We start from the raw sequence: 12,468 nt of genomic DNA, 5'->3' as shown, positions 1-12,468 counted from the left end.
GCCACTAGGCTGAACTTTCCTTTCCTGTCACTGTTTAACTCAGGTCTTTGGGTGGATAGCTGTGGCTGCCACCTAAGCCAGGGATGGCTGCGCCGTCCTCCGATGTCTCGCCCGCGGCTATGGGCGCGATGATGTGCAAATCGATATAGGCAGGATTCAGGATGAAGGTACTGGTAACGGGTGGCGCGGGTTTCATTGGTTCCGCCGTGGTACGTTTTCTTATCAACGAAACCCAATGCAAGGTCGCCAACGTCGACAAGTTGACGTACGCCGGTAACGTGGACTCGCTGGCCGAGGTCGCGGATTCCGAGCGCTACGAATTCCACCAGGTGGACATCTGCGACTTCGCTGCCCTGCAACAGGTGTTCGCGTCCTTCCAGCCCGATGTGGTCATGCACCTGGCTGCCGAGTCCCATGTGGACCGCTCCATCGAAGGCCCCGCCGCCTTCATCCAGACCAACGTGGTCGGTACCGGCGTCATCCTGGAAGTGACCCGTGCCTACTGGAACGAGCTGGCGCCGGACGCCAAGGCCGCCTTCCGTTTCCACCACATCTCCACCGACGAGGTGTACGGCGACCTGCACGGCACCGACGACCTCTTCACCGAAACCACCCCCTATTCGCCGAGCTCGCCCTATTCGGCGAGCAAGGCCGGCAGCGACCACCTGGTACGCGCCTGGGGCCGCACCTACGGCCTGCCGGTACTGGTGACCAACTGCTCGAACAACTACGGGCCCTATCACTTCCCCGAGAAGCTGATTCCCCACGTCATCCTCAACGCCATCCATGGCAAGCCGCTGCCGATCTATGGCGATGGTTCCCAGGTGCGTGACTGGCTGTTCGTCGAAGACCATGCCCGGGCGCTCTATACCGTGGTGACCCAGGGCGAGGTCGGTGAGACCTACAACATCGGCGGCCATAACGAGAAGCGCAACCTGCAGGTCGTCGAGACCATCTGCGACCTGCTGGAAGAGCTGGCTCCGCAGAAGCCCGCGGGTGTCGAGCGCTATCGCGACCTGATCACCTTCGTCAAGGATCGCCCCGGTCACGACATGAGATACGCCATCGATGCCAGCAAGATCGGCCGCGAACTGGGCTGGACGCCGGCGGAGACCTTCGAGACCGGCATGCGCAAAACCGTCACCTGGTACCTGAACAATCGGGAGTGGTGGCAGCGGGTACTGTCCGGTGCCTATCGCCTCGAGCGTCTCGGCGAAGCCGTTTAACGATCCTATCGAGGACACGCCCCCGGGCGTGTCCTACCGACAGCAACAGTCAATCTTCAGAGGGACGCTTGCCATGAGCAACTACAAGGGAATCCTGCTGGCCGGTGGATCCGGTACTCGTTTGCACCCCATTACCCTGGGCGTATCCAAGCAATCGCTGCCGATCTACGACAAACCGATGATCTACTATCCGCTGTCCGTGCTGATGCTGGCCGGTATCCGCGAGGTGCTGATCATCTCGACGCCGGCCGATCTGCCCGGCTTCCAGCGCATGCTGGGCGACGGCAGCCAGTTCGGCATGCAGCTGAGCTATGCCGAGCAGCCAAGTCCGGACGGCCTGGCCCAGGCCTTCATCATCGGTCGCGAATTCGTCGGCGATGACAACGTCTGCCTGGTCCTGGGCGACAACATCTTCTACGGCCAGCACTTCAGCGAGACGCTGCTCAAGGCCGCGAGCCTGGAGCAGGGCGCCACCGTCTTCGGCTACTACGTCGCCGATCCCGAGCGCTTCGGTGTGGTCGAGTTCGATGACCAGGGCAAGGCGCTGAGCATCGAAGAGAAGCCCAAGAAGCCGAAGTCCAACTATGCCGTCACCGGTCTGTACTTCTACGACAACGACGTGCTGGACATCGCCGCCAACATCAAGCCGTCGCCCCGCGGCGAGCTGGAAATCACCGACGTCAACAACGAGTACCTGCGGCGCGGCTCGCTGAACGTTTCCCTGCTGGGCCGCGGTTTCGCCTGGCTTGATACCGGTACCCACGATGCGCTGCTGGAAGCCGGCCATTTCGTGCAGACCATCGAGAAGCGCCAGGGCCTGAAGGTGGCCTGTCTCGAAGAGATCGCCTTCCAGAAAGGCTGGATCACCTGTGAGCAGATGGCTCTGCAGGCCGAAGCCCTGAGCAAGACCGGCTACGGCCAGTACCTGGCGCGGCTGTGCAAGGAGCAGGACTGATGCAGGTCATCGAAACCGCGATCCCGGACGTCAAGCTGATCGAACCCAAGGTCTTCGGTGACGACCGCGGGTTCTTCCTCGAGTCCTTCCAGGCCGAGCGCTATGCTCAGCAGGTGGGGATCACCCTGCCGTTCGTCCAGGACAACCACTCGCGTTCCGCGCGCAACGTGCTGCGCGGGCTGCATTTCCAGCGCAGCAAGCCGCAAGGCAAGCTGGTCCGCGTGGTCCGCGGCGAGGTGCTGGACGTGGCGGTCGACATTCGCCGGGATTCGCCCACCTTCGGCAACGTGGTGGCCGAGATCCTCTCGGAAGAGAACAAGCGCCAGCTCTGGATACCGCCGGGCCTCGCCCATGGCTTCGTGGTGCTGTCCGACACCGCTGATTTTGAATACAAGTGCACAGATTATTACGATCCCTCTGATGAAGGATCCCTGATCTGGAATGATCCGGATCTGAATATCGACTGGCGGGTCAAGGATCCCATCCTGTCCGCCAAAGATGCACAAGGACTTCGATTGGCGGAGCTGTATAGATGAAGATACTGGTTACCGGAGCGAACGGTCAGGTCGGACGCTGTCTGACCGACCGTCTTCAGCGTTCAGAACTGGCATGGGAGGCCCATGGACGTGCCACTCTGGATATCGCTGACGAAGGCTCGGTAACCAGCCATCTCGAGCGGTTCGCACCCGACGTCGTGATCAATGCGGCCGCCTACACGGCGGTCGACAAGGCCGAGCAGGAGCCGGAGATCGCCGCGCGCGGCAACATCGAAGGCCCGGCGGTGCTCGCCCAAGCCTGCGGCGCTGCCGGTATCGCGCTGCTGCACCTGTCCACCGACTATGTGTTCGACGGTACGGCGACGACGCCTTACCAGGTCGAGGACCCGGTCAGTCCTTCCGGCGTGTACGGGATGACCAAGCTCGAAGGAGAGAATCGGGTACTCGCTGCCTGTCCGCGGGCCGTGGTGCTGAGAACCGCCTGGGTATTCAGCGAGCACTGCAACAATTTCCTCAAGACCATGCTGCGTCTCGCGGCGGATCGCGACGAACTGCGGGTGGTGAGTGATCAGGTAGGTTGTCCGACCTACGCCGGCCATATCGCCGATGCCTTGCTGGAGATCGCCGGCCAGGCCCAGGCCCAGCCTGAGCAGACGGCCTACGGCCTCTATCATTTCGGCGGCGACAGTGGCCTCAGCTGGTGCGACTTCGCCCGCTACATCATCGATGCCGGCCAGGAGCTGGGCATGCTGCAGCGCGCGCCCCTCATCACCGGAATCGCCACCTCCGAATTCCCGACGCTGGCTAAGCGCCCGGCGTATTCCATGCTGGATTCCAGCGCACTGGAGCAGCGCTTCGGTATCGCGGCGAGCGACTGGCGCCAGGGCGTGCGCCAGACGCTGCTGGCGCTAAGGACCGAGCGCGAGCCGGCTGGGTCCCTGGTGAGTTGACAGCCTGATCGGGCACGCTAAGCTGGCCGAATCCAAGGGTGGAACAGGGAGGTTCCGCGATGAGATTCGTCTGGATGTTCGTGCTGCTGGCCGTGCTCAGTCCCTGGACCAGCGCCTGCGAACCCACTGATAGCCTGGCCGCCACGCCGGCGGCGAGCGTCCCTCAGGAGCCGCTGAACATCAATCTGGCCGACGTCACCGCGCTGCAACGGTTGCGGGGCATCGGCGCAGTCAAGGCCCAAGCCATCGTCGACCACCGCCAGACCCATGGCGCCTTTGCGTCGGTGGATGAGCTGCTCGAGGTCAAGGGCATCGGCAAGGCCTTGCTGCAACGCAACCGCGCCCTGCTGACGGTCGACTGAATGTCGCGAAACTTTAGCCTGCCGTCTTCGCGACTTCCTAACCAACTGTTTTAACAGGACTTTCCAGTTCTGGCACAGGCATTGCTCTATCTCTGGCACGAGCGGGTACGGCGTCAATTTCCCGTACCAGAGGAGCAGAGCAAATGGTTCAAGGTGTCGAGTTCAATCGGTTGATGCTGGAAATGCGTTCCATGCAGACCGAAGCCATGGCCCGGTCGAAAGCCGTGGTTGCACCCGCTGCCGGTGCGGAGCAGGTCCAGGGCCCGAGCTTCGCCGACATGCTCAGCAAGGCCGTCGGCTCGGTTAACGAGACCCAGCAGACCGCTGGCGAGATGGCCAAGGCTTTCGAACTCGGCCAGGGCGGCGTCGACCTCACCCAGGTCATGATCGCTTCGCAGAAGGCCAGCGTATCCGTGCAGGCCTTGACCCAGGTACGCAACAAGTTTGTGCAGGCGTACCAAGACATCATGCAAATGTCGATTTGAGGACGGTCTAGACCATGGCTGACGCTCTTACCAACGCCCCCGTCCCCACGACCAAACCCGAGGCCGAAGACAAGCCCAAGAAGTCGCTGCTGGGCCTCAGCTTCCTCGACAATCTCTCCGACATGCCGCTGCTGCGTCAGCTGGGCCTGCTGGTCGGCCTGGCCGCTAGTGTCGCCCTGGGTTTCGCCGTGGTGCTCTGGACCCAGCAGCCCGATTATCGCCCGCTGTACACCAGCATGACCGGCCTGGACGCCAACCAGGTGCTGCAGGCCCTGGGCGCGGCGGACATCGGCTACAAGGTCGACCCCAATTCCGGTGCCCTGCTGGTCAAGGCCGATGACCTGGGCCGGGCCCGCATGAAGATGGCGGCTGCCGGCATCACCCCTGCCGACGGCAATGTCGGCTTCGAGCTGCTGGACAAGGAGCAGCCGCTGGGCACCAGCCAGTTCATGGAAGCCGCCAACTATCGGCGCAGCCTGGAAGGCGAGCTGGCCCGTACCATCTCCAGCCTCAACAACATCAAGGGCGCCCGCGTGCACCTGGCGATCCCGAAGAGTTCGGTGTTCGTCCGTGACGAGCGCAAGCCGAGCGCCTCGGTACTGGTCGAGATGTACCCCGGCCGTACCCTGGACGCCGGCCAGGTCATGGCCATCATCAATCTGGTCGCCACCAGCGTGCCGGAACTGGACAAGTCCCAGGTCACCATCGTCGACCAGAAGGGCCAGCTGCTGTCCGACCAGCAGAACCTGTCGGAGCTGTCCATCGCCGGCAAGCAACTCGACTACACCCGCAAGATGGAAGGCTCCCTGACCCAGCGCGTGCAGAACATCATGCAGCCGGTCGTGGGCAGCGGTCGCTTCAAAGCGGAAGTGGCCGCCGACGTGGACTTCAATGCCGTGGAGTCGACCTCGGAGCAGTTCAATCCCGATCAGCCGGCCCTGCGCAGCGAGCAACAGAACAGCGAGCAGCGCCAGACCTCCGGCGGTGGCGCCCAGGGCGTGCCAGGGGCACTGTCGAACCAGCCGCCCGGACCGTCCTCGACCCCGGAAAAGGCCGGCGCCCAGGGTGGTGGCAGCAACTACATCGCACCCGGCCAGCCGCTGCGCGACGCCAACGACCAGTACATCTACGACAGCAAGACCAGCCTGCCGGCCACCCTGCCGTACCCGACCGACAAGCGTGAGCAGAACACCCGCAACTACGAGCTGGACCGCAGCATCAGCTATACCCGGCAACAGCAGGGCCGGCTGCGTCGACTTTCCGTCGCCGTGGTACTGGACGATCAGGTCAAGGTCGATGCGGCCGGCAAGCTGAGTCACCAGCCCTGGACCACCGAGGACCTGGCGCGCTTCACCCGCCTGGTGCAGGATGCCGTGGGTTTCGATGCCAGTCGGGGCGACAGCGTGAGCGTGATCAACGCGCCCTTCGCGCCGGTCCAGCCGGAGGAGATCGAGAGCATTCCCTTCTACCAGCAGTCCTGGTTCTGGGGCGTGGTCAAGCAGGCCCTCGGTGTACTCTTCATCCTGGTGCTAGTCTTCGGGGTACTGCGCCCGGTCCTGAAGAACCTGTCGGGTGGCAACACCAAGGACGCCGCGGCCCTGGCCGCAGCCGGTGGCGCCGGTGCCCTGGGGGCGGGTGGTCTGGATGGCCTGGCGGATGACCTGGCCGATGACAAGGTGAGCCTGGCCGGTCCGGCGCCGCTGCTGCTGCCTAGCCCGAGCGAGGGGTACGACGCTCAACTGACCGCCATCAAGCAGCTGGTCAACGATGATCCGGGCCGTGTCGCCCAGGTAGTGAAGGATTGGATCAATGGCGACGAATGACGCGCAACTTTCCAAGGTCGAGAAGGCCGCCATCTTCCTCCTGTCGCTGGGTGAGGCCGATGCCGCGCAGATCCTGCGCCACATGGGGCCCAAGGAAGTGCAGAAGGTCGGGACCGCCATGGCCCAGATGCGCAACGTCAACCGCGAGCAGGTCGAGCGGGTGCTGGGCGACTTCATCGAGGTGGTGGGCGACCAGACCAGTCTGGGCGTCGGCGCCGATGGCTACATCCGCAAGATGCTGACCCAGGCCCTGGGCGAGGACAAGGCCAGCGGCCTGATCGACCGGATCCTGTTGGGGGGGAACACCAGTGGCCTGGACAGCCTGAAATGGATGGAGCCGCGGGCGGTGGCGGACGTGATCCGCTACGAGCATCCGCAGATCCAGGCCATCGTGGTGGCCTACCTGGATCCCGACCAGGCGGCCGAAGTCCTCGGGCATTTCGATCACAAGGTGCGGCTGGACATCGTCCTGCGCGTCTCCTCGCTGAACACCGTGCAACCGGCGGCGCTCAAGGAGCTGAACCTGATCCTGGAGAAGCAGTTCTCCGGCAGTGCCAGCACCACCCGCACCGCCCTGGGCGGTGTCAAGCGCGCGGCCGACATCATGAACTACCTGGACAGCTCGGTCGAAGGCCCGCTGATGGATGCGATCCGCGACGCGGACCAGGATCTGTCGGGACAGATCGAGGACCTGATGTTCGTCTTCGACAACCTGTCCGACGTCGACGACCGTGGCATCCAGGCGCTGTTGCGCGAGGTGTCTTCCGATGTGCTGGTGCTGGCGCTCAAGGGCGCCGACGAGGGTATCAAGGAGAAGTTTTTCCGCAACATGTCCAAGCGCGCGGCCGAGCTGCTGCGTGACGACCTGGAAGCCAAGGGGCCGGTTCGGCTGTCCGAGGTGGAAGGGGCGCAGAAAGAGGTGCTGGCCGTGGCCCGGCGCATGGCCGATGCCGGCGAGATCGTGCTCGGTGGCAAGGGCGGCGAGGAAATGGTCTGACGGCTTGCGGGGATTGGCCTGCGCTTTGCTAAGGTCTGGTTAGTAGCGGTTTTCTGACGGACAGGTAATGAGCAAAGAAGCGGCGAGCGAACTGATCAGGGCGCGGGACCTGGAAGCGGTCGATGTCTGGCGACTGCCAGCCTTCGACAGCTTCGACGAGCCCGACGTAGTGGCTGCGCCCGCCGCTGTCGAACCCGAGCCCCAACCGGAACCCCAGATCGAGGAGGTGCCGGTCGAAGAGGTCCAGCCGATCACCCTCGAAGAGCTGGAGGCGATCCGCCAGGAAGCCTACAACGAAGGCTTCGGCACCGGCGAGCGTGACGGCTACCACGCCGGCCAGATCAAGGCACGCCAGGAGGCCGAGGCGGCGCTGACCGCCCGGCTGGCCAGCCTGGAAACCCTGATGAGTCATTTGCTCGATCCTATCGGCGAGCAGGACCAGGCGCTGGAGGCCGGCATGGTGCAGCTGGTCCGCCACATCACCCGCGAAGTCATCCAGCGCGAACTCACGCTAGACTCCAGTCAGTTGGTTCAGGTGGTGCGCACGGCGCTGAAGCTGCTGCCCATGGGTGCCGAGAACATCCGTATCCAGGTCAGCCCCCAGGACTTCGAGTTGATGAAGGCCCTGCGTGACCGCCACGAGGAAAAATGGCGCATCCTTGAGGACGAGACCCTGATGCCTGGCGGTTGCCGGATCGAGACCGAGAGCAGCGTCATCGACGCCAGCATCGAGACCCGCCTGACCCAGGCATTGACGCAGCTGGCCGAACAGCAGCGCCACCAGGCGACCCAGCCGCAGGAAGCCGATCTGCACATCGATATCGAGGATGCCCCCCATGCGTCTTGAGCGTCTGAGTTTCGAACGCCGTCTTGGCGGCTACGATGAAGCCATCCGCGTCGAGCAGCAGCCGGTGATCGAAGGCCGCCTGCTGCGCATGGTCGGCCTGACCCTGGAGGCCGAAGGCCTGCGTGCCGCCGTGGGCAGTCGCTGCCGACTGATCAATGGCGGTGGCTACCAGCCGGTGGAAGTCGAAGCCGAGGTGATGGGCTTCAATGGCAACAAGACCTTTCTCATGCCGGTGGGCAGCCTGGCCGGCATCGCGCCCGGCGCTCGCGTCGTCCCGGTGCCGGACACCGGCCGCCTGCCCATGGGCATGTCGATGCTCGGGCGGGTGCTCGATGGCCTGGGCAATGCGCTGGACGGCAAGGGCCGCATGCGCGCCGAAGACTGGGTGCCGATGGATGGGCCCACCATCAACCCGCTCAAGCGCGAACCCATCAGCGAGCCGCTGGATGTGGGCATCCGCAGCATCAACGGTTTGTTGACGGTGGGCCGTGGCCAGCGCCTCGGCCTGTTCGCCGGTACCGGCGTGGGCAAGAGCGTGCTGCTCGGCATGATGACCCGGCTGACCAAGGCCGAGATCATCGTCGTCGGGCTGATCGGCGAACGGGGTCGCGAGGTGAAGGAATTCATCGAGCACATCCTCGGCGAGGAGGGCATCAAGCGAGCGGTGGTGGTGGCCTCGCCGGCGGACGATGCGCCCTTGCTGCGCCTGCGTGCCGCCATGTACTGCACCCGCATCGCCGAATACTTCCGCGACAAGGGCAAGAATGTCCTGCTGCTGATGGATTCCTTGACCCGCTATGCCCAGGCGCAGCGGGAGATCGCCCTGGCCATCGGCGAGCCGCCGGCCACCAAGGGCTATCCGCCGTCGGTGTTCGCCAAGCTGCCGCGGCTGGTGGAGCGCGCCGGCAATGCGGAAAAGGGTGGGGGTTCGATTACGGCGTTCTATACTGTGCTTTCGGAAGGCGACGACCAGCAGGACCCCATCGCCGACTCGGCGCGGGGTGTGCTGGATGGGCACTTCGTGCTGTCGCGGCGGCTGGCCGAGGAAGGTCACTATCCAGCGATCGATATCGAGGCGTCCATCAGCCGGGTGATGCCCCAGGTGGTCAGCCCTGAGCACCTGCGCAACGCCCAGCGCGTCAAGCAGCTCTGGTCGCTCTACCAGCAGGCCAAGGACCTGCTCAGCGTCGGTGCCTATGTGCCCGGCGGGAACGCCGAAACCGATCTGGCCATCGCCCGCTACGCCCCGATGCAGCAGTTCCTGCGCCAGGGCCTGCGCGAGAGCGAGTCGCTGGAGCAGAGTTCCGCCAATCTCCAAGCCGTATTGGGAGGCTGATAGATCATGAAGGGCAGAGCCGAGCGTCTGGGTCCGGTGGTGGAGATGAGCGAGCGCGAGGAGCGCGACGCCGCCCAGCGCCTTGGGCAGTGCCAGCAGCAACTGGCCCAGGCCGAATTCAAGCTGGGTGAATTGCAGCGCTATCGCGAAGACTATCAGCAGCGGTTGGTGACCAACGGCAGCCGTGGCGTCACCGGGCAGTGGCTGATCGGTTACCAGCGCTTTCTCAGCCAGCTGGAAGAAGCCATCGGGCAGCAGGAGCGCAATGCCCAGTGGCACCGTGACGTGGTGGCCAAGGCCCGGACCCAGTGGCAGGAGCGCTACGCCCGCCTCGAAGGCCTGCGCAAGCTGGTCGAGCGCTACAAGCAGGAGCAGCGCCTGGTCGAGGACAAGCGCGAGCAGAAGCAGATGGACGAGTATGCCCAGCGGGCGCGCTCGGCCTATCTCTAGGTCCTGGGCTGGCGGCTTCCGTCCTTCGCCCCGTCGTCAGTGAGAGTCTCGATGTTTTCTTCGCATCTCGATCCGGAAACCCTCGCCGCCCTGCGCGACTGCATGGAGGAGGAGTATCCCGGTCTCATCGACACCTTCCTCCTCGATTGCGAGGAGCGACTCGCCGACCTCAAGCGCAGCGTGATCGCCAACGATGCCGAGCAGGTTCGTCAGCTGGCGCACAGTTTCAAGGGCTCGGCCGGCAATATGGGCGCCATGCCGCTGGCGGAATTGTGTCGGGACGTGGAGGAGGGCGCGCGCCGCCGGGCCGCCACGGCCGAACTGGCCATGGGCGTGTCCGCCATGGAGCGCGAGTTCGCCGTCGTCCGCATTCTGTTCAGGGTCGAGCGGCAACGCTACGCTCCCTGAATCCTCGTCAAAGCCCTGGCGGTTTCGACTGGCGCGCAACTTGCTAGATATCGGAAAACCCGTCATTCGGAGCATTCCATGGCCGTCGTGCCCGATTTCCTGTTGAACACCACGACCTCCGCCGTCACTGCCGGCCGGGGCACCGTCAAGACACCTTCCGCGCAGGATCGTCCAGCCGCGCAGGAGCGCTTCGCCGATGTCTTCGCCCAGGAGCAACCCCGGGAGAGCGCGCGCAGCGAGAAGCCGCGTGACCCCAACGACGCCAAGGCTGCGAGCCAGACGCGCCAGGGCGACGCCGCGCGCGCGCGGGACGGCGACGATCACGTCAAGCGCTCCGCCGATGACGACCGTAACGCGGACGCCAAGTCACCGGCGGATGCGGCGGCAACGAGCGATCAGCCGCCGGCAACCGCTGCCGACGATACCGGCAAGGCCTTGCCGGTGGCCGAGGGCGACAATCCCCAGCAGCCCGCTACGGCGGTACTGGATCCGCTGTTCCTGCTCGGCATGACCGGCCAGTTCCCGCCAACGGCGACCCCCGCCGCGGCAGCACCGGCGCCCGCTACCACGGCGACGGCCGGCGCGGTCACCACCACCGACACGCCCACCCTCGATCCGGCCATGCTCCTGGGCACGGCGGTGACCGGGGGCACCCAGGCCAGCGCCGGCGTCGCGACCGGCCCCGCGGCCACCACGGCCCAGCCCGGTGACCAGGCGGCCCAGGCCGATGGTCTGGCGCAACTGCTCGGCCAGCTAGCACCCGGTCAGGGCGAGGCCGGCAAGGCGGGCAACGCCGCCAACAACCTGGCGGCGACCCAGCTACAGGGCCTGCTGCCAGGCGATGGGGCGCCCGTTCCCGGGGCCGACCAGGCCGCCAGCGCGGCCCTGGTCGCGACCCTGGACTCCAGCGACACCAAGGACGCCGCCGTGCCGAGCAAGAGCGAGGCCTTCGCCGACAAGCTCACGGCCCTGTCGCAGGCGCTCAGTACGCCGGCGGCAACCGCTCGCCCGGTCACCGCCACGGCGCCTGGCCAGGCCCTCAATCCCCAGGCCGGCAATTTCAGCGAGGCGGTGGTGGACAAGGTCATGTGGATGTCCAGCCAGAACCTCAAGACTGCCGACATCCAGATGGAGCCAGCGCAGCTGGGCAAGCTGGAGGTCCGCATCGACATGACCCAGGACCAGACCCAGGTCACCTTCGCCAGTCCCCATGCCGACGTCCGGGAGGCCCTGGACAATGGCAGCCAGCGGCTGCGCGAACTCTTCGCCCAGCAGGGCATGAACCTGGCCAACGTCAACGTCTCCGACCAGTCGTCCGGTCAGGGCTGGCAGCAGGCGCAGCAGGGTACCCAGCAGGAGGGCTCGCGGCGGGGACGTGGCGGCGTCGCCGGGGGCAGCGAAGAGGAGCCGGTGGCCAGCGTGGCGGAGACCCGCGGCACCACCAGCCTGGCGGCCCGCAGCCTGGTCGACTACTACGCCTGAGGCCAACGAGCTGCCGGGCGCCAGGTGACAGTCCTCGCTGTACCTGCTATATCCCCTTCGTATCAATAAGTTAGCTGCGTCACTCGTGGAGAGTGACGCCTGGCACAGGATTCGGTCGAGCATCTATGGCGAAGAAGCAGGCGCCCGCGGCAGAGGGTGCCGCCGCGGAAGGCAAGGGCAAAGGCAAGCTCAAGCTCATCATCATCATCGTCGTGGCCCTGCTGCTGGTCATCGGCGCCTCGGTGGGCGCGACCTGGTTCCTGCTCGGCAAGAAGGGCGCCGAGCCGGAACACGCGGCGGCAGCCGCGCCGGCGGCGCCGGTGCACCTGGCGGCGGTCTACCAGGCGTTGGTACCGGCCTTCGTGGTCAACTACAACGCCGAGGGTCGCCAGCGCTACATGCAGGTGACGGTCACCCTGATGGGACGTGACCAGGCGCAGATGGATGCGCTCAAGGCGCAACTGCCCCAGGTCCGCAACCAGCTGGTCATGCTCTTCTCCGGGCAGGACTTCAATAGCCTGATCACCCCGGTCGGCAAGGAAATGCTGCGCCAGCAGGCGACCAGCAAGGTTCAGGAGCTGGCGAAGAAACTGACCGGCCAGACGGCCATCGAACAGGTATTGTTCACCAACCTCGTCCTGCAATAGGAA

Annotated in this window: 14 protein-coding genes; all 14 read left to right on the top strand. The window is 65.2% G+C overall.

All coding sequences use genetic code 11. The annotated features are described in order from the left end of the window. The first annotated feature begins 161 nt into the window (after window positions 1-161). The 14 genes from rfbB to fliL all read left to right on the top strand — a co-directional run bounded on the left by rfbB (window position 162) and on the right by fliL (window position 12,465). Window positions 162-1,226 (top strand): dTDP-glucose 4,6-dehydratase, encoded by a 1,065-nt coding sequence (rfbB, locus tag FSV73_RS19685; protein ID WP_145010183.1) that lies wholly within the window; start codon window positions 162-164, stop codon window positions 1,224-1,226. A 73-nt stretch (window positions 1,227-1,299) separates the two neighbouring features. Then, on the top strand, window positions 1,300-2,181 hold the full coding sequence (gene rfbA, locus FSV73_RS19680; protein WP_145010180.1) for a glucose-1-phosphate thymidylyltransferase RfbA: 882 nt from the start codon (window positions 1,300-1,302) through the stop codon (window positions 2,179-2,181). Beyond that, complete coding sequence (gene rfbC, locus FSV73_RS19675; RefSeq protein WP_145010177.1) at window positions 2,181-2,717, top strand: dTDP-4-dehydrorhamnose 3,5-epimerase; 537 nt, start codon at window positions 2,181-2,183, stop codon at window positions 2,715-2,717. The genes rfbA and rfbC overlap by 1 nt, the downstream gene beginning before the upstream one ends. Beyond that, window positions 2,714-3,628: a dTDP-4-dehydrorhamnose reductase gene (gene rfbD, locus FSV73_RS19670; protein WP_145010174.1), complete on the top strand. Its 915-nt coding sequence runs from the start codon at window positions 2,714-2,716 to the stop codon at window positions 3,626-3,628. The genes rfbC and rfbD overlap by 4 nt, the downstream gene beginning before the upstream one ends. A gap of 59 nt (window positions 3,629-3,687) precedes the next feature. Continuing rightward, the gene (locus FSV73_RS19665; RefSeq protein WP_145010171.1) at window positions 3,688-3,990 is read left to right on the top strand and encodes a ComEA family DNA-binding protein; all 303 of its coding nucleotides are present in this window, start codon (window positions 3,688-3,690) and stop codon (window positions 3,988-3,990) included. Window positions 3,991-4,133: 143 nt separating this feature from the next. After that, window positions 4,134-4,475, top strand: coding sequence for a flagellar hook-basal body complex protein FliE (gene fliE / locus FSV73_RS19660; RefSeq protein ID WP_132832054.1), 342 nt, complete (start codon window positions 4,134-4,136; stop codon window positions 4,473-4,475). Between the two features lie 14 nt (window positions 4,476-4,489). Then, complete coding sequence (gene fliF / locus FSV73_RS19655; RefSeq protein ID WP_145010168.1) at window positions 4,490-6,298, top strand: flagellar basal-body MS-ring/collar protein FliF; 1,809 nt, start codon at window positions 4,490-4,492, stop codon at window positions 6,296-6,298. Beyond that, window positions 6,285-7,295, top strand: a complete 1,011-nt coding sequence (gene fliG / locus FSV73_RS19650) for a flagellar motor switch protein FliG (protein WP_145010165.1) — start codon at window positions 6,285-6,287, stop codon at window positions 7,293-7,295. The genes fliF and fliG overlap by 14 nt, the downstream gene beginning before the upstream one ends. A gap of 67 nt (window positions 7,296-7,362) precedes the next feature. Continuing rightward, complete coding sequence (gene fliH, locus FSV73_RS19645; RefSeq protein WP_145010162.1) at window positions 7,363-8,142, top strand: flagellar assembly protein FliH; 780 nt, start codon at window positions 7,363-7,365, stop codon at window positions 8,140-8,142. Then, window positions 8,132-9,478, top strand: a complete 1,347-nt coding sequence (gene fliI, locus FSV73_RS19640) for a flagellar protein export ATPase FliI (RefSeq protein ID WP_145010159.1) — start codon at window positions 8,132-8,134, stop codon at window positions 9,476-9,478. The genes fliH and fliI overlap by 11 nt, the downstream gene beginning before the upstream one ends. 6 nt (window positions 9,479-9,484) lie before the next feature. Then, window positions 9,485-9,928 carry a flagellar export protein FliJ gene (fliJ, locus tag FSV73_RS19635; RefSeq protein WP_145010156.1) on the top strand — a complete coding sequence of 148 codons (444 nt, stop codon included), beginning with the start codon at window positions 9,485-9,487 and terminating at the stop codon, window positions 9,926-9,928. A 51-nt stretch (window positions 9,929-9,979) separates the two neighbouring features. Further along, entirely contained in the window at window positions 9,980-10,336 is a 357-nt protein-coding gene (locus tag FSV73_RS19630; RefSeq protein WP_145010152.1) for an Hpt domain-containing protein, read from the top strand. A gap of 78 nt (window positions 10,337-10,414) precedes the next feature. Next, complete coding sequence (locus tag FSV73_RS19625; protein WP_145010149.1) at window positions 10,415-11,818, top strand: flagellar hook-length control protein FliK; 1,404 nt, start codon at window positions 10,415-10,417, stop codon at window positions 11,816-11,818. 125 nt (window positions 11,819-11,943) lie between these two features. Continuing rightward, window positions 11,944-12,465 (top strand): flagellar basal body-associated protein FliL, encoded by a 522-nt coding sequence (gene fliL / locus FSV73_RS19620; protein ID WP_145010146.1) that lies wholly within the window; start codon window positions 11,944-11,946, stop codon window positions 12,463-12,465. Window positions 12,466-12,468 lie beyond the last annotated feature (3 nt).

The sequence above is a fragment of the Pseudomonas oryzihabitans genome (assembly GCF_007665395.1).
GTDB classification, from domain to species: Bacteria; Pseudomonadota; Gammaproteobacteria; order Pseudomonadales; family Pseudomonadaceae; genus Chryseomonas; species Chryseomonas psychrotolerans_C.
Note: the sequence above shows the minus strand (reverse complement) of the source record. Positions and strands in the feature narration are given on the sequence as shown.